28 protein-coding genes are annotated in these 25,655 nt (G+C 44.2%); 9 read left to right on the top strand and 19 right to left on the bottom strand.

All coding sequences use genetic code 11. The features are described from left to right. Positions 1-43: 43 nt before the first annotated feature. The 14 genes from ACVW0P_RS06755 to ACVW0P_RS06690 form a co-directional block, all read right to left on the bottom strand. On the bottom strand, positions 44-865 hold the full coding sequence (locus tag ACVW0P_RS06755) for a TerC family protein (protein WP_457131394.1): 822 nt from the start codon (positions 863-865) through the stop codon (positions 44-46). A gap of 10 nt (positions 866-875) precedes the next feature. Beyond that, positions 876-1,838, bottom strand: a complete 963-nt coding sequence (locus tag ACVW0P_RS06750) for a hypothetical protein (protein WP_354429809.1) — start codon at positions 1,836-1,838, stop codon at positions 876-878. A gap of 7 nt (positions 1,839-1,845) precedes the next feature. Then, positions 1,846-2,985, bottom strand: coding sequence for a toxic anion resistance protein (locus tag ACVW0P_RS06745; protein WP_457131393.1), 1,140 nt, complete (start codon positions 2,983-2,985; stop codon positions 1,846-1,848). A gap of 119 nt (positions 2,986-3,104) precedes the next feature. Continuing rightward, entirely contained in the window at positions 3,105-3,719 is a 615-nt protein-coding gene (locus ACVW0P_RS06740; protein WP_457131392.1) for a TerD family protein, read from the bottom strand. 96 nt (positions 3,720-3,815) lie between these two features. Beyond that, positions 3,816-4,370 (bottom strand): TerD family protein, encoded by a 555-nt coding sequence (locus tag ACVW0P_RS06735; RefSeq protein WP_457131391.1) that lies wholly within the window; start codon positions 4,368-4,370, stop codon positions 3,816-3,818. Between the two features lie 65 nt (positions 4,371-4,435). After that, entirely contained in the window at positions 4,436-5,299 is an 864-nt protein-coding gene (locus ACVW0P_RS06730; protein WP_457131390.1) for a phosphoribosyltransferase family protein, read from the bottom strand. Positions 5,300-5,433: 134 nt separating this feature from the next. Beyond that, positions 5,434-6,138: an HAD family hydrolase gene (locus ACVW0P_RS06725; RefSeq protein ID WP_457131389.1), complete on the bottom strand. Its 705-nt coding sequence runs from the start codon at positions 6,136-6,138 to the stop codon at positions 5,434-5,436. A 237-nt stretch (positions 6,139-6,375) separates the two neighbouring features. Then, on the bottom strand, positions 6,376-7,194 hold the full coding sequence (locus ACVW0P_RS06720) for an N-acetylmuramoyl-L-alanine amidase family protein (protein WP_457131388.1): 819 nt from the start codon (positions 7,192-7,194) through the stop codon (positions 6,376-6,378). 158 nt (positions 7,195-7,352) lie between these two features. Next, positions 7,353-8,672: a TIGR00341 family protein gene (locus ACVW0P_RS06715; RefSeq protein ID WP_354429797.1), complete on the bottom strand. Its 1,320-nt coding sequence runs from the start codon at positions 8,670-8,672 to the stop codon at positions 7,353-7,355. After that, positions 8,672-9,922, bottom strand: a complete 1,251-nt coding sequence (locus ACVW0P_RS06710; protein WP_354429795.1) for a cation:proton antiporter — start codon at positions 9,920-9,922, stop codon at positions 8,672-8,674. The genes ACVW0P_RS06715 and ACVW0P_RS06710 overlap by 1 nt, the downstream gene beginning before the upstream one ends. Positions 9,923-9,982: 60 nt before the next feature. Then, on the bottom strand, positions 9,983-10,435 hold the full coding sequence (locus tag ACVW0P_RS06705; RefSeq protein WP_457131387.1) for a Fur family transcriptional regulator: 453 nt from the start codon (positions 10,433-10,435) through the stop codon (positions 9,983-9,985). A gap of 28 nt (positions 10,436-10,463) precedes the next feature. After that, positions 10,464-10,910 (bottom strand): MerC domain-containing protein, encoded by a 447-nt coding sequence (locus tag ACVW0P_RS06700; RefSeq protein WP_354429791.1) that lies wholly within the window; start codon positions 10,908-10,910, stop codon positions 10,464-10,466. Between the two features lie 280 nt (positions 10,911-11,190). Continuing rightward, entirely contained in the window at positions 11,191-11,664 is a 474-nt protein-coding gene (locus ACVW0P_RS06695; protein ID WP_457131386.1) for an inorganic diphosphatase, read from the bottom strand. A 38-nt stretch (positions 11,665-11,702) separates the two neighbouring features. After that, the gene (locus ACVW0P_RS06690) at positions 11,703-11,960 is read right to left on the bottom strand and encodes a hypothetical protein (RefSeq protein ID WP_457131385.1); all 258 of its coding nucleotides are present in this window, start codon (positions 11,958-11,960) and stop codon (positions 11,703-11,705) included. 133 nt (positions 11,961-12,093) lie between these two features. Between ACVW0P_RS06690 and ACVW0P_RS06685 the strand changes: the two genes are divergently transcribed. The 8 genes from ACVW0P_RS06685 (at position 12,094) to ACVW0P_RS06650 (ending at position 21,761) form a co-directional block, all read left to right on the top strand. Next, complete coding sequence (locus ACVW0P_RS06685) at positions 12,094-12,777, top strand: GDSL-type esterase/lipase family protein (protein ID WP_457131384.1); 684 nt, start codon at positions 12,094-12,096, stop codon at positions 12,775-12,777. A gap of 15 nt (positions 12,778-12,792) precedes the next feature. Next, positions 12,793-13,884, top strand: a complete 1,092-nt coding sequence (locus ACVW0P_RS06680; RefSeq protein WP_457131383.1) for a Gfo/Idh/MocA family protein — start codon at positions 12,793-12,795, stop codon at positions 13,882-13,884. A 3-nt stretch (positions 13,885-13,887) separates the two neighbouring features. Further along, a complete protein-coding gene (locus ACVW0P_RS06675) occupies positions 13,888-14,622 on the top strand; it encodes a glucosamine-6-phosphate deaminase (RefSeq protein WP_457131382.1) in 735 nt (244 codons plus the stop codon). Continuing rightward, positions 14,582-15,715, top strand: a complete 1,134-nt coding sequence (locus tag ACVW0P_RS06670; protein WP_457131381.1) for a PfkB family carbohydrate kinase — start codon at positions 14,582-14,584, stop codon at positions 15,713-15,715. Before ACVW0P_RS06675 ends, ACVW0P_RS06670 begins: the two co-directional genes overlap by 41 nt. Before the next feature lie 211 nt (positions 15,716-15,926). Next, positions 15,927-17,654, top strand: coding sequence for a GMC oxidoreductase (locus ACVW0P_RS06665; RefSeq protein ID WP_457131380.1), 1,728 nt, complete (start codon positions 15,927-15,929; stop codon positions 17,652-17,654). Between the two features lie 9 nt (positions 17,655-17,663). Beyond that, positions 17,664-18,401, top strand: coding sequence for a 3-keto-disaccharide hydrolase (locus ACVW0P_RS06660; protein ID WP_457131379.1), 738 nt, complete (start codon positions 17,664-17,666; stop codon positions 18,399-18,401). 139 nt (positions 18,402-18,540) lie between these two features. Then, positions 18,541-21,207, top strand: a complete 2,667-nt coding sequence (locus ACVW0P_RS06655; RefSeq protein ID WP_457131378.1) for a family 78 glycoside hydrolase catalytic domain — start codon at positions 18,541-18,543, stop codon at positions 21,205-21,207. 164 nt (positions 21,208-21,371) lie between these two features. After that, the gene (locus tag ACVW0P_RS06650) at positions 21,372-21,761 is read left to right on the top strand and encodes a group III truncated hemoglobin (protein WP_457131377.1); all 390 of its coding nucleotides are present in this window, start codon (positions 21,372-21,374) and stop codon (positions 21,759-21,761) included. Between the two features lie 13 nt (positions 21,762-21,774). Here the strand turns inward: ACVW0P_RS06650 and ACVW0P_RS06645 are convergent, their stop codons facing one another. Genes ACVW0P_RS06645 through ACVW0P_RS06635 form a run of 3 tightly spaced genes read right to left on the bottom strand, consistent with a single transcriptional unit; the run spans position 21,775 to position 23,405 of the window. Further along, positions 21,775-22,164 carry a hypothetical protein gene (locus tag ACVW0P_RS06645; RefSeq protein WP_354429771.1) on the bottom strand — a complete coding sequence of 130 codons (390 nt, stop codon included), beginning with the start codon at positions 22,162-22,164 and terminating at the stop codon, positions 21,775-21,777. Between the two features lie 40 nt (positions 22,165-22,204). After that, positions 22,205-23,020: an SDR family oxidoreductase gene (locus tag ACVW0P_RS06640; RefSeq protein ID WP_457131376.1), complete on the bottom strand. Its 816-nt coding sequence runs from the start codon at positions 23,018-23,020 to the stop codon at positions 22,205-22,207. 19 nt (positions 23,021-23,039) lie between these two features. Then, positions 23,040-23,405 (bottom strand): hypothetical protein, encoded by a 366-nt coding sequence (locus tag ACVW0P_RS06635; protein ID WP_457131375.1) that lies wholly within the window; start codon positions 23,403-23,405, stop codon positions 23,040-23,042. A gap of 88 nt (positions 23,406-23,493) precedes the next feature. Here ACVW0P_RS06635 and ACVW0P_RS06630 point away from each other — a divergent pair, with 88 nt between their 5' ends. Beyond that, entirely contained in the window at positions 23,494-24,141 is a 648-nt protein-coding gene (locus ACVW0P_RS06630) for a YceH family protein (protein ID WP_457131374.1), read from the top strand. Here the strand turns inward: ACVW0P_RS06630 and ACVW0P_RS06625 are convergent. Next, positions 24,134-24,733, bottom strand: a complete 600-nt coding sequence (locus ACVW0P_RS06625) for a TMEM175 family protein (RefSeq protein ID WP_457131373.1) — start codon at positions 24,731-24,733, stop codon at positions 24,134-24,136. The genes ACVW0P_RS06630 and ACVW0P_RS06625 overlap by 8 nt on opposite strands. Before the next feature lie 23 nt (positions 24,734-24,756). Then, positions 24,757-25,587 carry a 5-dehydro-4-deoxy-D-glucuronate isomerase gene (kduI, locus tag ACVW0P_RS06620; RefSeq protein ID WP_457131372.1) on the bottom strand — a complete coding sequence of 277 codons (831 nt, stop codon included), beginning with the start codon at positions 25,585-25,587 and terminating at the stop codon, positions 24,757-24,759. Positions 25,588-25,655: the final 68 nt, after the last annotated feature.

The following is a 25,655-nucleotide window of genomic DNA, read 5'->3' as shown; positions in this document are numbered from 1 at the left end:
CGCTCCTCGCAATGAAATGTTGTGTAATTATTCAGCCCCTTATTTAGCTTTTATCCAGTACACTTTCGGCCTCTTCGGCTATCTCGGGTTTGATGATGTTCTTTCTTGGAAAATTAAACAGCATTGACGTAACTACCGGGATCAGGAATACCGCCACCGTAAAAACCGATACGGCTATATCCGCGGTTTCGCTTTCCATAAATTTAGAAAAGCCTGCCTCCGGGAAAAAATGCACATATAGTGATGCCGTAAGTTTGATACCCAGTACACCTATCACCATAAAGGCGACCGTTTCCAGGAAGGTGAATTTCTCCATCAGTTTCACAAAGGCCTGCGCTACAAAACGCATAGCCAGTATACCGATGAATACACCGGTGTAGATCAAAAATACATGATCTGTAAAGGCTACGGCGGCAAATACATTGTCTATAGAAAAGGCTAGATCCATCAACTCCACCAGCGCAACGGTAGCCCAAAAGGTACCGATAAGGCCAACGGTTGATTTGTACAGCCAGTTCTTGTTCTTATCTACCGATTCATCACCACCGTCAGCATTCTTCTTGGCAAGCTTGCCCTTAAAATAATCGAAAGCCAGGTAAAGTAAATACAACCCGCCCAATGGCTTTAACCACCAGATCTTCACCAGCCACGCCGCCAGGAACAAACACACCCCGCGCAGCACATAAGCGCCGATAATACCGTAACGCAAAGCACGGCTACGCTGCTGCTTTGGCAGATCGATAACCATGGTAGCCAGCACCGCGGCATTATCTACAGAGAGCAGGCTTTCAATAACGATCAAGTTTAAGACGATAAGCAAGCCTGCTTTAATATCCTCGCCAAGTAGGGTGTGTAAAAAATCCATTGTATTTAGTTTAAAGTATATCGGTGTTTAACATCGTTTTTAAAATATTAGCCTGAACGTCAAACGCGTTCATGTGCGCCATAAAGTTTACATCGGCTATTTTTTTGTAGTCATCGGCCAGCAGGGCCGTGATATTTTGCGGCAGGTTGGTTTTTATTAAACCGGCCTTGCCTGTTAGCTGTACATTCTTGTCGCGCAGTTCGCGCATCATGCGTTCGCGTTTGCTAACGGTGTTCTTCAGGTCGAGGTCGCCTAATTTGGCTACATCGCAAAACAGCAGCACATTGTTAAGCGGCGAATACAAGAAATATTTGTTTACATCCGCGAAGCGGTAAACCTCCAATACAATATCATTTGCCCTTACGCCGCAGTAAAATTCGATCTTAAAATCGTACTTGCAAAGGCTGCCCATAAGCTTACGCTGAATAGTGGCATACTCGTTAGAGTAAACATCGGCGGGGCTGTAAGCAAGCAATTCGTAAACCAATTCGGTAGAGATACTATAAAAGTAATCGGCCGAGAAATGCGCGCTAAACTTATTGATATTTGCCGCGAATGGGTACTCGGCCGAATTATCTGACAGCACCCGGAACAGCTTACGTAACGACTGGCTCATTTTTAGCGACTGCCGCTGTTTATCGTTCACATAACTTTGCTCGCTATAGGCAGAGCCTTCCATTTGCTCTATCAGTTGGTGGTTTAGCTGCACTTCGTCAAGCAACAGGCCGGCCTGGGCTTCGTTATTCTTTTTGATCTTTTTCAACAGATCAATAAGGGTTTGTGTAAACTGGAGATGAAACATCTCCAGCTGGTTAATATCAAGCTCGGGGTTGGTTTGAAACAGCTGATGAAGCACTTGGGTGCGCAGGTAAATCTTATAAATAACGTCGTTATTAAAAAACACCGATAGCAACTGTAGTTTGCTAATATCACGTGTGGACGCATTTAATATGTTTAGCCTGTTTTCATCCATATGCCAATTAACGTGTATTGGTCACATTCTTTTTCAACTCAGTTTCTAAAGTTTGCAACTCCGTATTAAGCGTTTTCCTGTTTTGTGTACCCTCGTCATGGATGCGTTTAACCTCAGTTAACGTTTCTATTAACGATTGTGTGGTACGTTTTAAAGTATCCAAAGATACCACAGTTTTCTCATTTTCGCGGGCAACATCAATGCTGTTTGTTTTTAAAAGCTCGGCATTTTTAAGCAAAATGGTATTTGTAGTGTCCGAGATCTTTTTCTGCATCTCTACATTGGCCTTTTGCCTGTTCAAAGCAACGGCAATGGTCAACTGATTTTTCCAAACCGGGATGGTGGTAGATACTATCGACTGTGCTTTTTCTGCAATGGTGGTATTGTTGTTTTGCACCACGCGGATCTGCGCCAGCGATTGCAGCATAATAAAACGAACCACTTTCATATCGGCAAGGCGTTTATCCAACCGGTTCACGTAATCGCGCAGGTCGGCAATTTCGTAATCCTGATAGGCCGATGGGTTACCATCCATTACGGCAAGCTGCTCACTAAGTTCTGCATATCGTAACTGGCCGGCAATGATCAACTCTTCCATTTGATGGATGTAGTTTACATTGCTATCAAACATGGTTTGCAGCGATGCATTATCCTTGATAGAATTTACGCGGCCCGCTTTTATTTTGTTGGTGATCTTATCAACGTTGTTTACCACCAGGTCATACTTGGCAAACATCTTTTTGGTATCCATAACCAGCGTACGCAAAATTGGTATACGGGATACGATCCTCATAAAAGCGTTTTGCTCCAGCTCATCAACATCAATGTAGTTTAACTCGTGCAGCAGGTCGGTAATTAGAGTGCCCACCTCGCCAGAATCAAACGTACGTACCGATGTAAGGAATGTATTGCTGTAACGCTCCATTGAGGCTTGCACGTCGGTACCGTAATTCAATATCGAGTTTACATCGCTTGGGTTTAAGTCCTTGCCTTTTTCGCTGAACTTTTTAACCTCATCGGGAGTGATATTGGTTAGGTCTACGTTGCCTTCTTTATCTAATTTAACCGGGGTATTTGTGCTTGCGGCAACCGGTGTTGGTGTAAAGTCAGGCAGCCCGGCCCCATCGTTGGTTAGGTTGGTTTCCATTGTTTTGTTTTTTTAATACCTATGTAGGCCTCTCCCTGCCTTCTCCGAAGGAGAGGGCTCTAAAAATGCTTCTCAAAGCCCCTCTCCTTCGGAGAGGGGTTGGGGAGAGGCTTCTTAAATTACAAATAATTACGCATTACGGTGTTCACGGTTTCTTCCAGTTTGCGGTCTTTGGTGGGTTCGCCGATGGCGTTAAATTTCCACTCATCGTTTTTAACGTAAAAGACGCCCATCACCATGGATATATGGCCCTTAAAATCAGAACCATTAGCAATATCATACTTGGCGAAGATCTCGTTAACCCGTTTTGGGGTACCCTCATAAATACGGATAGACGCGAAAGGGATGGTACCAAAATCCTGGCCCCTAAAGCTGTTCAGCACAAATGCTACGTGTTTAACTGCAGGATTAAGGCTGCCCAGGTCAAGCGTGATCACCTCGTTATCAAGGCCATCATCGCCGCCCATATCACCGGTAAGGTCATCACCACTGTGGCGCACGGCGTTGTCTTTAGATTTTAGGTTGCCAAAGTAAACTACGTCTATCAGCTTTTTGTTCTCATCAAACAAAGCACAGCTTGCGTCAAGGTCAACCGCTTCTTTGCTGCCGCCAAAGCCAAACAACCCCTTTTTTTCTATCGCGCCCCAGTTTATACCTACACAAACACTTTGCAGTTTGCTGCCGTTAGTTTTTTCGAGGCTAATACGTTGCCCCTTTTGAAGATTAATTGCCATCTCTTTTTATTTTAATTAGCTGAAAGCTAAAAGTCTAAAACAGAAAGCTGCTGGTCTATTATTCCAGCTTTTAGCTTTCTGCTTTGACCTTTCTGCTTAATTATATTTATTTAAATAATCTTGCAGGCCACCTTTCATGCCCGCGCCTACTGCTTCAAATTTCCATCTGTTATCGCGTTTGTAAATACGGCCAAACTCTACAGCTGTTTCTATCGAGAAATCCTCCTCAAGCTCGTATTTCAAAATATCGGCATTTGTAGCCGCATCAAAGACGCGTACAAACGAGTTGCGCACCTGGCCAAAATTTTGGCGGCGGCTTTCTGCTTCGTGGATGGTTACTACGATGCAAATTTCGGTAACGCGCGGGTCAATAGTGGTCAGGTCAATTTTAATTTGCTCATCATCGCCATCGCCTGCACCGGTAAGGTTATCGCCTGTATGCTCAACCGCGCCATCCGGAGATTTAAGGTTGTTGTAAAACACAAAGTGCTCGTCGCTCAGTATCTTTTTGTTATCACCCATAATAAAGATAGATGCGTCAAGGTCAAAAGCAGCCCCGGTTGAAGATGTGTTGGTATCCCAGCCTAAGCCTATCGTAAATTTAGGAGCGTCGATAGCTTCGCGCTGCCCTTTTTGAAGATTAATTGCCATTATATTGTTAATTTATAATTGTTTAAAAGTTTTGCCCCTCCCTGCCCTCTCCGAAGGAGAGGGTTCTAAAAAAATTGTTTCTCAAGCCCCTCTCCTTCGGAGAGGGGTTGGGGAGAGGCTAATTGTTGTTTTGTAAATGTAAGGTTTTGTTCGTATGCCTCAATGGTATGGTACCCATTACCCAAAGCCATGTTATAAAGCAATTCGACAAAATCGGCAGGCTGGTTCTGAATAAACACCCTAAAGCCATCAAAACTATAGTTTAAAATATATTTTACAATACGGGTATTGATGCAAAAATTTCCGCTTTTGATGATATCATCCAAATCAAAAATAGATTTCACGTGGTGATAGTTCAGGTGGTTCTCTACATTGGGGTGGATGTTTTTATTGATCAGCTCGGCAAAGTACAGCATGTGGATGTCGTTCTTTAAACCATAAGCGTCAACCATTTTCATTATCATACGTTCGTGGCTGCCCGTTATACGTATGTCATCTAAAAATATTAGCGTTTTACCCGTCAAAAACTCCTTATCGATATGGAACTGGTCGTTGCCTATCAGCTTCATCCGTTGCTCGGCATCCAGTTCACCATAATCTTCCTTATAGGTAATGGTGCGGTGCACCTTGGTTTCCTGCACTACGGGTAAGCCCTGCCCTGCCAGCCAATTATTCAAGCGGTAAACAAACCAATTTTTCATGGCAAAAGTTGCCGTTGGGATGAACGAATACGGGCTCGAAATAACCACGATCTGCTTATCGACAGGGTTATTGGTTAAATATTCATTTATAAAACCATCCGCCAGGGCAACACCAAAATCTTTTGATACGCCGCCGTCGCCAAATTTAAAACGGCTGTAATCATCGGCATCAAAGCCAAAATCATCGTCGTGATGGATGTGGTGTAACGAATAGGTGGTGGTTATCATCGTTTCAAAATTAAAAGAATCAAAAATTATGAGTCAAGAATCAAGATAAAAATCGTGTAACCCCGCACCGTGTCAAAATAAAACTCGTTTCGTATAATTTGCCTTTCCGGTTCTTGGTTCTCATGTCTTGACTTTTAATTCTCATTTATAAGGCTTAAAATGCTGTTTTGGTTTGAATTGATGAGCAACGAGCTGATGCCCAGTTCAACGGCAGGTTTTACATCATTTTTAGGGTTATCGCCTATATGGATAATACTTTTCAGCGGGATATTCTTCCCCCCGTTGCATATATCTATGTTGTTAAGCATGGCCTTAAAAAATTCGGGATTTGGTTTTGACATACCTGCCTCGTCCGAGTATAGCTGGAAATCGAAATAGGTATCCAGCCCGTAAAGTGCCAACACTTTTCTTAATGTTTTCCCGGTGATGTATCCTGTGTTGCTCAACAAACTAAAAGTTGCCCCGCTTTTTAGTTTTAGATGCTGCAGGGTGTCAATTGTTACATCGGCATACATGCGGGGCGGGTATTTAAACAGCAGTGCCTCCATTTGCAGGTGCAGCGCGGGGTAGTCAACATCATCTATATTAAATTGATCGCCGTTGATAAGGCTTATAACCATCAGGTACATTTCGTCGGCATCAATGTTTTTGCCCGTTTTCTCGTTCACGGCATTGCACATTAGATCTACCCGGCGAAAAACCCCGGCAACATCATCAACCGATAAGCCTGTGTTATTGAAATTTTGGTGAAAGAACCGCGCGCGCTGAATTTTAAATTCAGGGTCGGACTTGATAAGTGTTAACCACAGATCAAAAGAATAGTGCTGATAATAAGGCATTAAATAGATGTAAACAGTTTACATGTAGATGCGGCAAGCGCCCTCCAAACTTTATCTAATATATGCCTTTTATACCCATTAGTTTAAAAATTCAAATAAAGTTTATGTTAAGAAACTCCCCTTCCGCCTAAATACTTACCCTTTATTAGCGCAACTGCTTTACTACTGCCCATTGCAATTTCGCGGGAACGTTCATAAAGGGTAAAGTAGCCGATTAGTTTTACTGAGATGAGGCTACTATTGCGCCATTTGCGCGGCCCTATACGCCATAATAGAACGGATAATGGTTTGCACGATCTGGGCCTGGCCTTCGTCCGAATTCAGAAAAATTTCCTCTTCCGGATTATTAATGAAACCTGTTTCTATCAGCACCGCGGGCATCCCGCTGTTAGCCAGCACATAAAGGCTTTGCTCGCGCACACCTATGGATGGGCGGCCGTCGGTAATGGTAAATTCCTGGTTTAAAAATTCGCCGAAGCGGATGCTTTGCTTACGGTATTTTTTGGTGAAGGCATCCAGTATAATGGCATTGGCCGGGTCGGCGGTATCAAGGGCGTCATATTTGGACTGATCTTTTTCTATCAGGATGGATGCATTCTCGCGCACGGCCTCCATTTGTTCCCCGGTACGCTTTGAAGCATATACCAGCAACATTACACCACTTTGTTTATGTTCGCGGTGGGCAGTACCTTCGGCAGATGAGTTACAATGGATAGAGATGAACAGGTTACCTAGCGATTTATTGGCAATATCCGACCGGCGTCTTAACTCTATGAATGTATCATCAGAACGGGTCATAATGGTATTCAGATCGGGGATCTGTACTTTGATCGCATCCTGTAATTTCTGGGCGATGGAAAGGGTAACGTTTTTTTCGAACGATGTCAACCCCCTTGCGCCGGCATCCTTACCTCCGTGGCCTGCATCGATAATTACGGTTTTCAGTTTAAAACCGGCGGCCTTAATGGTATCTGCCCCGGGCGTAAACGAACACAACAACAGGTAAAAACTTAATATGCAAACCGATAATATCGGCCCTTGGTATTTTTTGATCATGTATTTAATTAGGGAACGCTAATTTAAGTATCACTTTATTAACTCACAAAAATAATTACAGCGTTTGCTGGTTTTGACTTAATTAAATAGGTAAGGATTAACCGGTGATACCGTATTCTAAATTTATATATGGCATCTGCATGTGCTTATAAACAGGATTATTGAGTGATGAGTTTTAAATTGGGCGACTGATAACGTTTTTGCAACCACAGTTGTAGTTTTAGAGCATCCGCCTTATTTATGGGTTTTGCAAAACGGGCCAGGGCCACCCTTTGTGTATCTACCAATGTCGTATCCGGGTGCAATATGGCAATTCTATTAACACCGAATGACTGCATAGCCGGGTATAGCGCCTTCATTTCTATAAGCACTGCGCTATCTATATTAATTATTTTAGGCGCTATCGTAACATTATTTGTTTTTGGCTGATTGCTAAATACATCCTCGAGTATGCTGGCTTTTATTTGCGAAAGATCGAGCTGTTGTTTCGCATTTATCCCCTGCCGGATAAGTAATTTCACATTTCGCAATCGATAATTATTCATAAGGTGTTTAAGTGAATCTGTAACCGGCTTATCCAGCACAGCACCAATCAGCAAAAGGTTAATGGTCTTATTACTATTTGTGTACTTAAATGATTTAGACACTACCTGTGTGTTTTTGAAATTAAACTCCTGTTCAACAAATTTGCGGGCATTACTTTCAAATATACTTTTGTTAACAATGCCATAAGCCATGTAAACACTTGGTAAAACCGTCACTAAAACGATCACCACAAGGTACCTTGTTACTTTTTTCTCAACGCCGGGGTCTTCAAAAACCTTTTTGTGCATTTTTAAATACCTCGTTATTAAAAACGTGGCAATGGTAATAAATACGCTGTTAATAAAATAAAGGTAGATAGCGCCAAGAAAGAAATACCAGTTGCCCATGGCAAGGCCAAAACCCGCAGTGCACAATGGCGGCATTAACGCGGTAGCAATAGCCACACCGGGTATTACGTTGTTCTTTTCCTTACGGGATGCTGCCACCATACCCGCCATACCGCCAAACAAAGCGATAAATACATCCCATATTGACGGAGAAGTACGGGCAAGCAACTCTGACTGTGCTTCGTGAAGCGGGGTGACAGAAAAATAAATGGATGATGTTACAATACCTATAAAGGTGGCTATGAGCAGGTTTTTACCACCCTTTTTAACCATTTCCAGGTCATTGATGCCGATACCCAATCCAATACCAGTTATTGGCCCCATTATTGGCGATACCAGCATTGCGCCTATAATAACCGCCGTAGAGTTTACATTAAGGCCGATAGAGGCAATAAATATGGCAAAGATGAGCGCCCAAAGATTTGCACCACGAAAATCAATATTCTTACGGATCGAATAAATAATATCATTGTCTTCGGCCTTATCTTCCTGCAAATTGAACCTATGGGTTAAAAAATGCCTGATGCGGTGCAAAAAATCACTCATTATTGTTTTACGCTTTTAGCCTGCAGCCTTTTAGCAAATTTGCCTATGGTTAACCCTTGCACTAAAATAGAGAACACTACAATGATGTAAGTGATCAATACAAACTCATCGCGGTACATGTTACTGCTAAGAGAAAGTGCAAGTGCAACCGAAATACCACCTCTTAATCCCCCCCAGGTCAAAATAGCAATGGCATTATTTTCAAATTTTATCTTATACCTTAAAAGCATCACCGGGAAAATAACCGACAACCACCGGGCTAAAAGCACTATTAAAATAGTGATGCCGCCAATGATCATAACGGTCGAATTAATTTTGATGATCAGCATTTCTAGCCCAATAAGCAAAAACAATACTGCATTTAAAATTTCATCTATCATATGCCAAAATTTACCAAGGTAATCTCTCGTCTCGTCAGACATGCCCTCCTCTTTTGCTTTATTGCCGGTAATGATACCCGCCACCACCATAGCCAAGGGACCGGAAACTTGCAAATGCGATGCAAGTGTATAACCGCCCATAACAATAGCCAGCGTAATCAATACCTCTACCTTGTAATCATCAATAGACCGCAAAGCCAAAAAACCCAAATAACCAAGCACTGCACCAAATATTAACCCGCCAACAGCCTCTTGTAAAAAAAGCTTGCCAATATCAGCTGCAGAAAATTCGCCACCGGCAGATCGTGCTATTTGCGCGATGCTGATGAAGATAACAACGGCAACACCGTCATTAAACAGCGATTCTCCGGATATTTTTACTTCAAGCGAAGATGGGATTTTTGCCTGTTTAAGGATTCCCATAACTGCAATGGGGTCTGTTGGCGATATAAGCGAACCAAATAACAGGCAATAAATAAATGGGATGGGCATAGCAAACAACCGGAATAATAACCATGTCATACCACCAACTAAGGCTGTAGAGATGAGGATACCCATAGTTGCCAGCAACAATACTGGCCAACGTTCTTTTTTCAGTTTGCCTGCATCAATATGAATAGCCCCTGCAAAAAGCAAAAAACTCAGCATAAAATTCATCAGTATATCCTGAAAATCGACGGAGTTGGCTAACTGTATTGCCTTTGTAGATAGCAAGGATCGCGAGCTTCCTAACAAAACCAGCAGTACCGACGATATGAGCGACAAGGCCATGATACCAATAGTGGGCGGCCACTTTATAAAGCGGTGATTTATGTAGGCAAACAAGGCTGCCAATACAATGGTAATGGTAATTATTTCTCGGGTATCCATAAATATGTATAGTAAACTAAGCTAACCTGCAAAGCAGTTTAATAGCAATGTTGTTGCAAATCAATTTAATTTAGCTTGTTCTTTTTTGCTGCAGTTAGGGCATAGCCCGGATGCATAAAGCGTAAAACCCTGCGCCTCGAAACCAGCGGGCAGGGTAAGCTTTGGCATGTTTAATTCGTTAATACAATACACATTTTTGCACTGGGTGCAGTTAAAATGCAGGTGCTCGTCGTGGTGATGGTTTTCGCGGCAGTCCGAATGGCAAACCGCAAAATTAGCCGTACCGTTTAAGTCAAACACTTTGTGGATGATGCCTTTTTCTTCGAACGTGTTTAGAATGCGGTACAGGGTAACACGGTCAATATCGTTCATTACGCTCTCCAGGTCGGGCTGCGAAGTAGCCGTATTTTTCGAATACATCATAGACAGCACCCTTAACCTCGGCGCAGTTTTTTTAAGATTATGCTTTTGCAGCATATCTTCAAACTGATAGTTATTTTTTACTTGTGCCATTACAATTCAAATTTAACAAAAAAAGCGGTTAAGCGGCTTTATGGCTGTCATGCTCGTGCGGGTGCGCATGTTTTATATGGAAGAAACTATCCCCCGCCCTGCAGGTACCGGCATATTTATAATTGACAAAGTGCGCTGTAGCGATGGTGACACCGCCCAAAGGCACCACAATGGCCTCTACCCAACCCGTTGTAAAAAGGTGACCGATAATAATGATAAGGAAGCCCGCTATTAGCATTGCCAGCGGTAACACGCGGTGGTGCTCTTTAAAGTAAGAATTACCTATGGATGAAATGCCCACAACCAGCGCGATGATGATCATGATCCACTCTACCCAGGGGTTGGCCAAAAAGCCGAGGCCTAACAATGGCAAACTGGTAAAAAACACCGGCACAGCCGCGCAATGTATAGCACAAAGCGTAGACGCTGTCATTCCAATATTATCCAATTTAAATGCTTTTTTTAACGAAGCCATGCTGCAAAGATAATGCAAATGCAACATTATTGTATTTAGAATTGTTTATGATTTGTAAAGAGATTTTATGGGTGTCTCATGGTGTCCCACAGTGTACCGTTTTTTTATAAATGGAACAGTAGCTAATAATTGTTTAAAGCATTATAATACAGAATATTCTTCTTTTTACCTAAAGAAAGACTTGAGATAACTGTAAATTTTAATATTTCGCTATCTATTGATTATCAAAGTGTTCCATTTTTCTTTACACTTATCACAAAAAAACGGGACACCTTGAAAATTATTCATTTATCATCCGGTAAGCCTCCTCTGCCTCTACCCTTTCAATAACCTCAAACTTCTTCCCGGCTTGCTCATTGTAATTCTTAAAGAAACTTTCCAGCTGATTGATAATAGCTTCTGGCAATTGCAACATCGTATTAACCTCGCTAAATAACTGCGATACGGTGGGCACAGCAAAATAGCGGTCGTTACGCATTGTGCTGCCATCGCGTTCGGTTTGGTTCACCTTTAAAGCGCCAATAATACGGCAATCCATACAGCACCCCGGGAAGGTGCTGATCTCGGAGATCACGATCACATCCAGCGGGTCGCCGTCGCCGCCTTTGGTATCGGGGATAAACCCAAAATCAAACGGGAACACCAACCCGGCAGGTAAAATCTTATTCAGTTTAAAGCATTTCAACTTAGGCTCGTAATCGTACTTATGGCCGCTGCCTTTAGGGGTTTCTACTACTATACTTATGAGTTCCATGTCTGTAATTATAAAGTTGGCAATAAGGTAATTAAAGGTTAATGTTGGTCTGCCTTACCCTTATTGTCCCAATGGTCTTTCACAATTTGGCCGTCGATGCTAAATACTAAACGCCTTGCAAAACGTTCGCCTTTTATCTTTCCGTTCTCATCTTTTTTACCAATAAACAAAAGTATTGGCCTGCCCGCATCATCGGTTTTAAAAGCGATATCGTAACGTTTAAAACTCCTTTCCACAAAACTTGAAGGCTCGTAATATTTGTTCAATATCTTCATTATCTCTTCGCCTAAAACCATGTATTATATAACAACTTTTGTTTTGACAGGTTTTATCCAGCAGGCAATAAATACGCTAAAATGCGCCATTCCTGAAATCAGTTTATCACCATTAAAGAATTATCGTATTTTTAAACCGCCAACATAAACTGATATGAAATACCTGCTGATAATACTTTTGCTGCCTGCCTTCGCGTGTGCGCAAACCCGTCCGTCTAACCAAAACCTGTTTGATACCATCCCCTTTATTCCCGAGCATACCACTCAAAGGTTACAAGAATTTAAAAAGCAACCTGTAACCAAAGGTGGCATCATATTTTTGGGCAACAGCATTACCGAGATGGGTAACTGGGCCAAACTACTTAACGACACCACCGTGGTAAACCGGGGCATCGGCGGTGATATTACCTATGGCGTACTAAAACGTATCAACGATGTGATCATCCGCCAGCCTAAAAAGCTGTTTATATTGTTGGGAATAAATGATATCGGGAAGGACATCCCCGATTCGGTTATCGCCTATAATTATTTTAAGATCATCAGGCTGGTAAAAGCCGGCAGCCCTGCTACGAAAATCTATGTGCAAAGCATTTTGCCATTAAATCCAACTGTCAAGAATTTCCCGCAGCACTACGATAAGGCAGAGCATATCCCACGGGTAAATGCCATGCTGAAGGCGCGAGCCGCAAGTTTGAGGTACACTTATATCAACCTGCACCCACTGTTCCTCGACAAACAAAATCGCTTGATGGCCAAATACACTTACGAGGGCCTGCACCTAAAACCCGAAGCGTACGTGGTTTGGGTGGCTTATCTTAAAAAAATGAAATACCTGTAATACATCTATTAAAACATGACCAAAACTAAAGTTGCCATATTGGGCGCCGGGTTTATATCCGATATCCACGTAGAATCGTACCAGCGCTTTATTCCCGAGGCCGAAATTGTGGCTGTCTATGCCCGTAATATTGATAAAGCCAAAGCCTTTGCCGAAAAGCACCACATCCCCGCTTATTTTGATCACGTGGATAAACTGCTTGCCGAAACCGATTGCCACGTGGTTGACATTTGCGTGCCTAATTACCTGCATGCCGTTAATACCATCAAAGCTGCAAACGCTGGCAAACACATTATTATAGAAAAACCGCTGGCTGTTACCTTAGAGGAAGCCGACGAGATGATAGCCACCTGTAAAGCCAACAACGTAAAACTGATGTACGCTGAAGAACTTTGCTTCGCGCCGAAATATGAGCGTGCAAGGCAGGTAGTAAAAGAAGGTGCCGTTGGCGAGGTTTACATGCTTAAACAAGCCGAAAAGCATTCCGGCCCGCATACCGATTGGTTTTACGACATCAACCTGGCCGGGGGCGGCGTGCTTATGGATATGGGTTGCCATGCCATGGGCTGGTTCCGTTGGATGCTTGGGAATGCCAAGGTAAAAAGCGTTTATGCCACCATGAGTACGGTATTGCACGGCAACCGCACCAAAGGCGAAGACAACGCCGTAGTGATCGTAGAATTTGAGAATGGCGTTACCTGTGTTGCCGAAGATAGCTGGGCCAAACACGGCGGTATGGATGACAGATGTGAGATCTACGGAAAAGGCGGCGTTATCTATGCCGATCTGTTCATGGGCAGCTCTTCCCTTACCTACAGCAGGGAGGGCTATGGCTACGCTATGGAAAAGGCTGACACTTCTGCGGGTTGGAGTTTTACCATTTTCGAGGAAGTGTTTAACCAGGGCTACCCGCACGAATTGAAACATTTTATAGAGTGCGTACGCGAAGATAAAATCCCGCTGGTGACCGGCGAAGACGGTCGCGCTGTGCTGGAAATGCTTTACGCGGCATACGCATCTGCCGGGCAGGGTAAGAAAATAAACCTGCCGTTCACCCCAAAAGTTGACCGCCCTATTGACCTGTGGCTTAACGCAAAACAAGATTAGATCATGAAAATATCAATATACGATACCAACGACGAAATGTCTAAAGCGGCTGCCGAACTGGTTGCCAAACAACTGGCCGAAAAGCCGGCTTCTGTAATTTGTTTCCCATCGGGCGATTCCCCTACCAGGATGCTGGGCTATATTGTGCAATGGGCAAATGAGGGCAAGATAGACTTGAGCCAATCGTTTTTCATTGGTCTTGACGAATGGGTGGGCATGGATGAGAACGACCAGGGCAGCTGCAAATACTACCTGAAGCATAATTTTTTAGATAAGCTTGATATCAAATTAAACAACGTTACCCTATTTGATGCCAAGGCAGATGACCTTGACGCCGAGTGCGACCGCATGAACAGCTTTATCAGCAGCAAAGGCGGGCTGGATATCATGATGGTAGGTATCGGCATGAACGGCCACCTGGGGTTAAATGAGCCGGGCACACCGTTCGGTCTTTATGCTCACCGTTCCCAACTCGACCCGATAACCGTACAAGTTGGTCAAAAATATTTCTTCAAAGAAACCCCGCTTACCGAAGGTATCACCCTCGGCCTTAAACATCTGGCGGAAGCCGGCAAAGCCATACTGATCGCGTCAGGCGCTAAGAAAGCAAATATTATACACGAAAGTTTACAGGGCTTGGTTGGTACGGAAGTCCCTGCATCCATCCTGCAAACGCTATCTAACGCTCATATTTTGCTTGATAAAGAGGCAGCATCAGAACTGGAGCACGCTTCCTGATATGAGCGATAAGCTTAAGCAAATCAGGCAGGCGCTGCAAAACGCTCCCACATTGTTGGCCGGCAAAGAAGTCGCCGCCGGCTTTGATGGCTTTGTAGATTCTATTGTAAAAGTGGTGAACTATAAGAGCGCTGATAGCACGGTATACTTCCGGACCATCGGCGAGTTCGGTGGTTACATTAGCAGTAAAAGCGGCTCGGGTTTTAGTTTAGAAAGCGAAGAACTGGTACAAAAACTTGGCGGTAATATGCCTATTATGGCTAACGCCCTTGCTGGCACAGGGATCGGCGTAAATTGTGTTGGGGCCTTTGGCGTGCCTAATATCGCGCCCGCATTTACCGGCATGCATGCTAATTGCACTTTGCATAGCTATACCAATCCCGGTTTTACAACCGCCATGGAATTTGCGGACGGCAAGATCATGCTGGCACAAATGACGGACCTGAACCATGCCAACTGGGATACTATTAAACAAACCATCGGCCTGGAAAAACTCAAAGAGGTTTTCGCTAACGCGGAGCTTATCTGCCTCGTAAATTGGAGCGAACTTGACCACAGCAACAGCATGTGGCACGGTTTGTTAGATGATGTGTTACCGGGCACATCTAACCCGAAGCAATTCTTTTTCGACCTGTCGGATTGCTCTAAACGTAGTGCGGAAGCTATCAGGTCAGCCATCAAACTCATCAGACTGTTTGGCAATTATGGCAAAGTAACGCTTAGCCTCAACCGCAACGAGGCAGGCATCCTCTACAAAACATATATCAATGATGCAGTTTCTACCGATGTGCAAGCTATTGGCGACAAACTTTTCGCCACGTTGAACATTCGAACGCTTATCATCCACAATTCTAAAATTTCAATTGCATGGGATGAAAAGGGCAGTTATATTTCCGAACCTGATTTTATTACTGAGCCAAAGATTTCTACCGGTGCAGGCGATAATTTTAACGCGGGTTATTGCTTGGCTATCCTATTAGGCTTAGAGGCTGAAGCGGAATTGATAATGGCTAATGCGACATCTAACATTTATATGAATACCGGCGAAAGCCCGGGGATTGCGGAATTACTTCAATATTTCAATAAAGTTTGATAGTCTACTCACCCCGTCCCGATAGCTATCAGCTTCGCTACGCTATCCCACCCTCTCTGCTGCGTAAAGAGGGTGAAGCGATTTTTATTGCCCTCTTTGCGCGCAACGAAGAGAAGGTCGCGCACGCAGTACCGCAGGGTGAGTAAAATTCTTCGTTTTCCTTTTCCAGATAAATTATTGCATCTTTAGGATACCAAAATTATAAACTTTCATGTCAGCAAATTCTACGGATAAAGGTTTGGGTGCAACGGCAACCAATACTTTTGATGCAATCGTAATAGGGTCGGGTATTAGCGGCGGCTGGGCAGCCAAAGAACTTTGCGAGCAGGGATTAAAAACCCTCGTTTTAGAACGTGGCCGCGATGTAAAACATTTAAAAGATTATCCTACAGCCACTACCCCGCCATGGGAGTTTCCTTACCGCGGCCGTATGAGTTTAAAACACAACAAAGAAAATCCGCTAATTACCAAAGCAGCCGGCTATGGCGACGACTGCGAACACTTTTTTGTGAAAGATGCCGACCACCCTTACGTGCAGGAAAAACCGTTTGATTGGATCCGCGGGTATCAGGTTGGCGGAAAATCGCTTACCTGGGGGCGCGCCACCCAGCGTTGGAGCGAGTTTGAATTTACCGCGCCCGAGCGTTTTGGCTACGGCATCGGCTGGCCCATCGGTTATAACGATGTTGCCCCGTGGTACTCGCATGTAGAAAAATTTATAGGCATCTGCGGCAGCAAAGACGGATTGGAGGCTATGCCTGATGGCGAGTTCCAGAACCCGTTTGAGATGAACGTACCACTGCAACACATTAAGCAATCGTTAAAAGATAACTATACCGACCGCCATCTGGTACATGCCCGCTGGGCCCACCTAACCGACCCGCAACAGGTTCACCTTGATCAAGGCCGCGGCAAATGCCAGGCGCGTAATATGTGTATGCGCGGATGCCCGTTTGGCGGGTATTTCAGTTCGGTGAGTTCTACACTGCCCTGGGCGCAAAAAACTGGCAACCTTACAATCCGCCCGCACTCGGTTGTGCACTCTGTTATTTATGATGAGCAGTTAGGCAAGGCAACCGGCGTGCGCGTCATAGATGCCAACACTAAAGAAGTTATCGAATACCACGCAAAGGTGATCTTCATAAATGCCTCGGCGTTAAATACCAACCTTATCCTGCTCAACTCAAAATCAAAAAGGTTCCCTAACGGTTTGGGTAACGATAGCGGGATGCTGGGTAAATACATCGCTTTCCATAATTACCGCGCCTCAGTTTCGGGAACGTTGGATGGCCACCTTGATAAGTACTATTTCGGCCGCAACCCAACGGATCTTATCCTGGTGAATTACCGCAACCTGCATAAGCGCGATACCAATTATTTTGGCGGTTACACTACCTTCATGAATGCCTACCGCGACCAGCACCCCAACGATAGCGAACAGGGACAGGTTGGCGCACAATATAAAGACGATCTTTGCGAACCGGGGGGCTGGCATGTATTTGCCTACCTGCAGGGCGAAACTGTGCCTGTAGAGAGCAACCACGTACGCCTCAGCGAAAATGAAAAAGATCAGTGGGGCATTCCATTGCTGGTAACATCAGTTGAGTATCACCCCAACGATGACCTCATGACCGAAGATTTTTTGAATACAACTGCCGAAATGCTGGAGAAAGCGGGTGTAAAAAATATCAGCAAATACAACAATAAGCAGTCGCCGGGGTTAGATATCCATGAAATGGGCGGTGTGCGCATGGGTAAAGACCCAAAAAGTTCATTACTAAACGCAAACAACCAGCTGCATGCCTGCAAAAATGTATTTGTAACCGATGGCGCCTGTATGACCAGTACCGGTAACCAAAGCCCATCTATACTTTACATGGCACTTACTGCAAGGGCGGCCACGTTTGCTGTTAACGAGATAAAAAAAGGTAACCTGTAAAAATTATCAATGAGAAAACTGAGCTTTATATTATTGGCCGCTATAGCGATTAGCGGCTGCAAAGGCAAAAGGGCCGCAAACTACCAGGACAGTACAACTGCATCAACAGAAAAACCCGGCGAATGGATAGATCTTTTGGCCGATACTACAATGGCGGGCTGGCATACTTATGGCAAAGGCGCTGTTGGTTCATCCTGGAAATTGAAAGATGGCGAGCTGCACCTTAATGCTTCTAAAAAAGCCGAATGGCAAAGCGCGGGTGGCGGCGATATTGTCACTAATGACGAATACGAAAATTTTGATTTGAAGGTGGAATGGAAGATAAGCCGCGCGGGTAACAGCGGTATTATGTTTTATGTGCACGAGGACACCTCCAAATACAAATACCCATGGCAAACCGGCCCCGAAACGCAAATTGCGGATAATTTAGAAAACGAGGATGGCAAACTTATTAAACACCGCGCAGGCGACCTGTACGATATGATGTCGATAGATAAAGAGATAGTAAACAAGGCAGGCAGCTGGAACAAAACCGAGGTGATAGCCAACAAAGGCAAACTTACCATATTGATTAACCACGAAGTGGTGCTGCAAACCAGTATGTGGGATACCAAATGGAACAAATTGATAGCCGGCAGCAAATTTAAAGAGTGGCCGGGCTTTGGCACTTATAAAAAAGGCCACATAGCCCTGCAAGACCATGGCGCAGATGTATGGTTTAAAAACGTCGAAATAAAGAAACTCTAAAAACAGATTGATACACAAAGCCTTCCCTGCCAGCACGGAAGGCTTTGCTGTTTTATAAAGACAGCGGGTAACAGTTTTCTATCAAAAACATTTTATCTTACCAGATTATAAATAACCAATTAACAACATCTTCGATACTATGCGCCTATTTCAGAACATACTGATTGGTACTTTTTTATCCCTTTCTTTTACTACAAAAGCCGCTACGCCTGCAAAAGCTATTAACCTACGTGCAGAATATCTGGTTAACCCAATTGGTTTAGATAACATACACCCCCGTTTAACCTGGATGTTGGCAGATAGCCGCCAGGGCGCAAAACAAACCGCTTACCAGGTTTTTGTGGGGATGGATTCGGCAGAAGTTAGTCGTGGTAAAGGCGGCGACTGGGCATCTGCCAAAACAACTTCATCAAATATATTAGCTACCTATAACGGCAAAGTGTTGCAACCCTTCAAAAAGTATTACTGGAAGGTTGATGTATGGGATAAAGATGGCGTAAAGGCTGCATCATCGGCAGTAAGCAGCTTTGAAATGGGCATGCTAAAAATGACCAATTGGAAAGGCACCTGGATAAGCGACGAGCAGGGCGTAAATGTAAAACCCGCCCCTTACTTTCGCACTACGTTTGGTACGGGTAAAAAGGTAAAATCGGCAAGGGCTTATATTGCTGTTGCGGGTTTGTATGAACTTTACATCAATGGCAAAAAAATTGGAACCCACCGTTTAGACCCGATGTACACCCGTTTTGACAGGCGTACCTTATACGTAACTTACGACGTTACAAAAAACATTATAGCCGGGAAAAATGCCATCGGCGTATTGCTCGGCAATGGTTGGTACAACCACCAAAGCACCGCTGTTTGGGATTTCGACAAAGCATCGTGGCGCAACCGCCCAACTTTTTGTTTGGATTTGAGAATTACTTATGAGGATGGCACATTTGAAACCGTACGCTCGAGCGAGCAATGGAAAACAAGCTTTAGCCCGATTACTTTAAACAGCATCTATACTGCCGAGCATTACGATGCCCGCCTTGACCAACCCGGCTGGAATACCATCAATTTTGATGATACCAAATGGAAACCGGCTTTTGCCCGCCCTGTGCCATCACAAAATGTAACCGCGCAGGCCCTGCACCCCATCCGTAATGTGGATGAGATCCCTACAAAAACGATGACCAAGATGGATGATGGTGCAATCGTTTTTGACCTGGGCAGGAATATCTCCGGCGTTACTAAATTCACCGTAAAAGGTAAAGAAGGTACGGTGATTCGCCTTAAACATGGTGAAAGACTTTATAAAAATGGTCACGTAGACTTATCTAATATCGACCTGCACTACCGCCCTACTGATGATAAAGACCCGTTCCAGGTTGATATTTTTACGCTAAGTGGCAAAGGCGAAGAAACCTTTATGCCTAAGTTTAATTATAAGGGCTTCCAGTATGTAGAGGTTACCAGCAGCGAGCCTATAGAACTGAGCACAAAAAGCCTTACCGGGTATTTTATGCACAGCGATGTGCCGCCAATAGGCAAGGTAAATTCATCAAATCCAACCATTAATCAGATCTGGTCGGCAACGAATAATTCGTACCTGAGCAACCTTTTTGGCTACCCTACCGACTGCCCGCAACGCGAAAAGAACGGCTGGACGGGTGATGCGCATATAGCAGCCGAAACTGGCCTGTACAACTTTGACGGCATTACCGTTTATGAAAAATGGATGGCAGACCACCGCGACGAGCAGCAGCCAAACGGTACGCTGCCATCTATAATCCCTACTGCCGGCTGGGGTTACGAATGGGGCAACGGGCCGGATTGGACCAGTACCATCGCCCTTATCCCATGGGATATTTATATGTTTTATGGCGATACCAAAGTGCTGAAAGATAACTATGAAAATATTACCCGATATGTAAACCACATTAATGACCTATACCCTACCGGCCTTACCACCTGGGGACTTGGCGATTGGGTGCCTGTAAAATCGGTATCACCTGTCGAGGTTACGTCAACAGCTTACTACTTTGCGGATGTTACAATCGCGGCTAAAGTCGCGGGGATATTGGGCAACAAGGCCGATCAGCAGAAATACACCGCGTTAGCCAATAAAATAAAGAAGGCCTTTAACGACAAATACCTTAATGAACAAACCGGTAATTACAACAAAGGCCTGCAAACAGAACTTGCTGTACCGCTTTACTGGGGCATGGTACCCGATGCCTACAAAGGTAAAATTGCAGCGCGTTTAGCAGCGCGTGTTAAAGCAGATAACTTCCACCTGGATGTGGGGATCTTGGGCGGCAAAGCTATTTTAGGTGCTTTAAGTGATAACGGCTACCCGGATGTTGCCTACAAAATCGCATCGCAGGAAACCTATCCGTCATGGGGTTGGTGGATGGTGAATGGAGCAACCACCCTCTACGAGAATTGGAACATTGATGCCAAGAACGATATATCCCTAAACCACATTATGTTTGGCAATATAGGTGCATGGTTGTACAGCGGCATTGCAGGTATTAAGCCAGATGAAAAACAACCCGGTTTTAAAAATTTGGTCCTACAGCCAAATTTTGTAACAGGTTTAGAACAGTTTACTGCAGAGCATGAAAGCCCATACGGCAAAGTTATTTCCTCGTGGAAACGCACCGGCGACGCCGTGGAATATTCCGTTACAGTACCGGCTAATACATCAGCAGATATTACTTTTCCCCTTAGCGGTGGTAAAAAGGCATCGTTAGCTGGCAAGCCGGTTAACGGTATTTACCATGTGGGTGCGGGGAGTTATACGTTTACTATCAAATAATTTGTCATCCTGAGCGATAGCGAAGGATCTATTATTGAACTTTGCATGACGTGAATGCATGGTGGCGAATAGATACTTCACTACGTTCAGCATGACAAGGGGATTTGACTTTCTTCGGACCTTCGGACTGCGGACTTCGATGACTTAATACTTACCTTTACACTATGCCCAATAGCCTAATATTAACCCTTGATGATATTAAACTCCTTGTTGATACCTTCTACAATCGCATCCAGTCTGACGGGTTATTAGGGCCGATATTTAATGAGCGGATAAAGGACAATTGGCCCATCCACCTCGAGAAAATGTACCGCTTTTGGCAAACCGTTTTATTGGAGGAATATACTTACAACGGCAGGCCGTTTCCGCCGCATGCCCAGTTGCCTGTTGGGCCGGAGCATTTTACGCAATGGCTGGCCTTTTTCACCCAAACCGTGGACGAACTTTTTACAGGCGATAAAGCAACCGAAGCAAAATGGCGCGCCGGCAAAATGGCCGAGATGTTTCAACATAAGATCGCTTATTTGAAAAGTAACCCGTGGAACATCGTTTAGGCTGAATTTTAAACTACAACGTTTCTACCTCGTTCGGATGCTTAGGCTGCCAGTAGCCATAATAATAAACCAGGCAAAATACGCCAAGCATAAATGGGATTATGGCGAGCTGTTTATACGTTATTGTTCCATAAACGCGGTGCCCGTCGAAACCCATAAACTCACTTATCATCCAGTACGAATTTGCGCTGATCCAAAAAGTGATAGCCAGGTTGTGGCAAAGTTCGGATACCATATCGCGGGTGCGGTAGGCTATCATTATCGAAATAAACAACGTCGGGATTATCATTACCAAGCCCAGCGGTTTCCACAAAAGGCACCAGCCAATATCTTTAAAAAGCCAGAAAACGATGTGCAGGTTTTCCATCCTGCGGTATTTTAGGGGAATAACGTATTGCGACATGGTACTGCTAAAATAATAAATTATTTTATTGCCATACAGCCTATTTAAGCCAGTCGTACCAGTTTTTGATATGGTATTCGTAACCTAAATACTTGTTGTTATTTATGCTTGATATAATTTTCCACTCCTTTAGTTCGGGCAAAAACTCCGGCGCATCCAATCCTGCCCTTGCGGCAGCTTGGGTATAAAATTCAAGTTTGGGAGGATGGTGTGGTGTGCAGGCGTTAAGCGTGTACCCAAAGGCATCTTTATCGATCACAGTAAGTGTAAAGCCAACGCAATCCTTTTGATGGATCATATTTACAGGTGCTAAACCATTGGGGATTTCTTTCTTCCCTGCGAAGAACCTGCCCGGTTCGCGGCCTGGCCCAATTAACCCACCAAAGCGGATGATGGTAGTTTTAAAAGCGGCTTGTTGCCTAAAAAGTTCTTCGGCCTCAAATAGTATCAGTCCCGATGGCGTGTTCGGTTTGGGGTCGCTTAGCTCATTTAGTTCCAGGTTTTGGTCGGCATAAACACCGGTGGAGCTGATGAGGATGATCTTATTTATTTTATTTATTCCGTGCTTCTCAACAACATTGATAACGTTTTTCAACTTGGGCACATACTCCGCCCCTGCGCCCGAGCGGGCTTTTGGCGGGATGGCAATTATCAATACATCGCAGGCAAAAAAACCGGGGTCATATTTAAGTTGATCGGCTGACAGATCGATAAGATAGGGTTCAATACCCGCTTCTTTTAAAACATGTAATTTCTCTGGCGAGGTGGTAGAACCCTTAACGCGTGTACCACGTACAACAAGCGCTTTGGCAAGTGCCAAGCCGTACCATCCGCAACCCAAAATACTAACCGTCATATTAGGGCTAAGATAATTATCAACCACTGAATTCAACGTGCGTTTCGTTAACTATATATTTTAGAATAGTTTCCGACACTTCGTTCCCATGTTCAAACAACCTTATCTGTAAACCATCAACTTTTTGTCCGTTTTCGGTTACACGCACATCAACTATTAATGCAGCTAATTTATAATTATTTGCTATCTCTGACCTGAAGTGATTTTCGAGAACTTCAATCAACTCTTGTGACGCAGGCGTATCAATTTCTGAACCGACGCCAACGGGTACTACGCAATCTTCTTTATCAATGTATGTTCCAAACGGATAAAATTCACCTGCATCTAAAAGAAACACTTCAGCCTGGTGTTTTATAGTGTTGATGAGTTTTTGTTGAATTGTCATAACCTGTGTAAATATATCTTTTTATAAGTTTCAAGATATGCAACGAAACAAAAAATTCCGTCAACAAAAACCAATGTTATATTTGTGCATGGAGACTCCACAAACTTTACCCGTTTTAATCGATACCGAATTACGTGTGCTTGGCTCGCTAATGGAAAAAAGCAAAACCACACCCGATTATTACCCCATGACGCTTAATGGCCTTACCGCTGCCTGCAACCAAAAAACAGCACGCCGCCCGGTTGTTGATTATGACGAGAACACAGTAATGCTTGCGCTGGATACCCTAAAACGAAAAGGATTGATAAGTACCGCAACAGGTGGCAGCAGCAGGGCTACCAAGTACAAACACAATTTTGGCATAGTGTTTCCGGTTGTACCATCAGAAGTTGCGGTGATTTGTTTGCTGATACTGCGCGGGCCACAAACCCCGGGCGAGATCAACACTAACTCGGGCAGGTTGTATGAGTTTGAGGACCTGGACGAAGTACAAGCGATGCTGGAGAAACTGGCTACCGGCGAAACCCCATTTGTAATACAATTACCCAAACGCCCCGGCCAAAAAGAAATGCGCTACCGTCATCTGTTAGGCGGGACAATTACAGAAGACGACACGCAAGATGAACCGAGCCGCCGTGCAAACACATCCGAACTGGAAGAACGCCTAAGCAAGGTAGAAACCGAACTGGCCGAATTGAAAGAAGCATTTGATAAGTTGATGAAAGAGCTTAGTTAATGTGATGAGCGGCGTTATCGTCGTTCAATTTTCGTTCTATCCGTTTATCGGGTACCAACCAGATCAGCGCAACAACAAAATACATCAAAAAAGCAATCCACGAGTGGATGAATGACACTGCGATAGCAGCGGCATAGATCCCGGTAGAGACCTTCCCTTTGGTATCATTACCTACGGCATAGGCTAAAACAGAATTCTCGCCATGATGCTTAACGAGTAGATTCACTAAAATGCCATAGGATATCGAACTCATAATGAGCACTACTCCATAACAAATAACCGGCACCTGCGCAAAATGGTTCTCTCCCATCCATGCAGTTACAAATGGCACCACGGACAACCAGAATAGCAGGAACAGGTTAGCCCATAAAATAGGCCCGTTAACAGACTTTGCCGCGTGCAGTAAGTGATGGTGGTTATTCCAATAAATACCCACGTAAACAAAACTCAACACATAGCTCAGAAATATCGGGCCGAGATGGCGCAGGGCCTCCCAGCTGGCATCGTGCGGCACTTTAAGTTCCAGCACCATAATAGTGATAATGATCGCGATTACCCCATCGCTAAATGCTTCTAAACGTCCTTTACCCATATTTATTTATTGTATCCCTGTCGTTATTTAAGATCTGTTATCGCTACGGGTTCCATATCGGTATAATCCAGATTTTCGCCGGCCATGCCCCATATAAAACTATAGCTCGCCGTGCCACTACCCGAGTGGATGCTCCATGGCGGCGAAACAATGGCATCGTAATTATCCATCACCACGTGGCGTGTTTCTTCCCCCTCCCCCATGTAATGGAAAATTCGTTGCCCTTCCGGCAGGTCAAAATAGAAATAGGCCTCCATCCGCCTGTCGTGCACGTGGGCGGGCATGGTGTTCCAAACACTGCCGTCGTGCAAAATGGTAAGGCCCATCACCAGCTGGCAACTTTGAATACCCTCCAAATGGATATATTTATTAATAGTACGCAGGTTTGATGTTGCCGTACTGCCCAAAGTAACTTTAACAGCATCCGCATGCGATAATAGTGCTGTTGGGTGGGATGCATGCGCCGGTGCTGATAGAATATAAAACACAGCAGGGTTAGCCGGGTTATTACTTGAAAAGTTCACCTGCTTTACACCCCGGCTAAGGTACAGGCAATCGAGTTTGTTAACTTTGTAGGTTTTACCATCGGCAGTAATTTCGCCATCGCCGGCAACGTTAATGATGCCTATTTCACGGCGCTGTAAAAAATAGTCGGCACACAGGTTCGGGTAATTTGACAAAGTAATGCTTTCGCTTAACGGATTAGCCAAGCCAATGATCATCCTGTCGTAATGTGTGTAAACCAGGTTAATTTGGTTAGGCTTTACCAACTTATCCATTAAAAACCGGTCTCTTATTTGTTGGGTTTGATAGGTTTTAAAATCCTGGGGATGTACGCCGTGTAATACTTTCAAAGCAGCTGTATTTTATACGGCAAAGTAATGAAATAATATTTGAGTGTGAATACCTTAGGCTTTTCCGA

This window comes from Mucilaginibacter sp. UYNi724 (assembly GCF_054057495.1).
The sequence above is the reverse complement of the archived record's forward strand: the minus strand, read 5'-3'. Positions and strand labels throughout refer to the sequence as shown.

Bases quoted from the DNA above. Each gene is read 5' to 3' on its own strand.
- ACVW0P_RS06730 (WP_457131390.1), bottom strand. From the start codon at position 5,299: ATGATAACCACCACCTATTCGTTACACCACATCCATCACGACGATGAT.
- ACVW0P_RS06700 (WP_354429791.1), bottom strand. From the start codon at position 10,910: ATGGCTTCGTTAAAAAAAGCATTTAAATTGGATAATATTGGAATGACA.
- ACVW0P_RS06715 (WP_354429797.1), bottom strand. From the start codon at position 8,672: ATGAGTGATTTTTTGCACCGCATCAGGCATTTTTTAACCCATAGGTTC.
- ACVW0P_RS06625 (WP_457131373.1), bottom strand. From the start codon at position 24,733: ATGGGTAAAGGACGTTTAGAAGCATTTAGCGATGGGGTAATCGCGATC.
- ACVW0P_RS06725 (WP_457131389.1), bottom strand. From the start codon at position 6,138: ATGCCTTATTATCAGCACTATTCTTTTGATCTGTGGTTAACACTTATC.
- ACVW0P_RS06660 (WP_457131379.1), top strand. From the start codon at position 17,664: ATGAGAAAACTGAGCTTTATATTATTGGCCGCTATAGCGATTAGCGGC.
- ACVW0P_RS06685 (WP_457131384.1), top strand. From the start codon at position 12,094: ATGAAATACCTGCTGATAATACTTTTGCTGCCTGCCTTCGCGTGTGCG.
- ACVW0P_RS06645 (WP_354429771.1), bottom strand. From the start codon at position 22,164: ATGTCGCAATACGTTATTCCCCTAAAATACCGCAGGATGGAAAACCTG.
- ACVW0P_RS06680 (WP_457131383.1), top strand. From the start codon at position 12,793: ATGACCAAAACTAAAGTTGCCATATTGGGCGCCGGGTTTATATCCGAT.
- ACVW0P_RS06630 (WP_457131374.1), top strand. From the start codon at position 23,494: ATGGAGACTCCACAAACTTTACCCGTTTTAATCGATACCGAATTACGT.
- ACVW0P_RS06650 (WP_457131377.1), top strand. From the start codon at position 21,372: ATGCCCAATAGCCTAATATTAACCCTTGATGATATTAAACTCCTTGTT.
- ACVW0P_RS06690 (WP_457131385.1), bottom strand. From the start codon at position 11,960: ATGGTTTTAGGCGAAGAGATAATGAAGATATTGAACAAATATTACGAG.
- ACVW0P_RS06720 (WP_457131388.1), bottom strand. From the start codon at position 7,194: ATGATCAAAAAATACCAAGGGCCGATATTATCGGTTTGCATATTAAGT.
- ACVW0P_RS06750 (WP_354429809.1), bottom strand. From the start codon at position 1,838: ATGGATGAAAACAGGCTAAACATATTAAATGCGTCCACACGTGATATT.
- ACVW0P_RS06755 (WP_457131394.1), bottom strand. From the start codon at position 865: ATGGATTTTTTACACACCCTACTTGGCGAGGATATTAAAGCAGGCTTG.
- ACVW0P_RS06695 (WP_457131386.1), bottom strand. From the start codon at position 11,664: ATGGAACTCATAAGTATAGTAGTAGAAACCCCTAAAGGCAGCGGCCAT.
- ACVW0P_RS06735 (WP_457131391.1), bottom strand. From the start codon at position 4,370: ATGGCAATTAATCTTCAAAAAGGGCAGCGCGAAGCTATCGACGCTCCT.
- ACVW0P_RS06655 (WP_457131378.1), top strand. From the start codon at position 18,541: ATGCGCCTATTTCAGAACATACTGATTGGTACTTTTTTATCCCTTTCT.
- ACVW0P_RS06740 (WP_457131392.1), bottom strand. From the start codon at position 3,719: ATGGCAATTAATCTTCAAAAGGGGCAACGTATTAGCCTCGAAAAAACT.
- ACVW0P_RS06745 (WP_457131393.1), bottom strand. From the start codon at position 2,985: ATGGAAACCAACCTAACCAACGATGGGGCCGGGCTGCCTGACTTTACA.
- ACVW0P_RS06705 (WP_457131387.1), bottom strand. From the start codon at position 10,435: ATGGCACAAGTAAAAAATAACTATCAGTTTGAAGATATGCTGCAAAAG.
- ACVW0P_RS06665 (WP_457131380.1), top strand. From the start codon at position 15,927: ATGTCAGCAAATTCTACGGATAAAGGTTTGGGTGCAACGGCAACCAAT.
- ACVW0P_RS06710 (WP_354429795.1), bottom strand. From the start codon at position 9,922: ATGGATACCCGAGAAATAATTACCATTACCATTGTATTGGCAGCCTTG.
- ACVW0P_RS06635 (WP_457131375.1), bottom strand. From the start codon at position 23,405: ATGACAATTCAACAAAAACTCATCAACACTATAAAACACCAGGCTGAA.
- ACVW0P_RS06675 (WP_457131382.1), top strand. From the start codon at position 13,888: ATGAAAATATCAATATACGATACCAACGACGAAATGTCTAAAGCGGCT.
- ACVW0P_RS06640 (WP_457131376.1), bottom strand. From the start codon at position 23,020: ATGACGGTTAGTATTTTGGGTTGCGGATGGTACGGCTTGGCACTTGCC.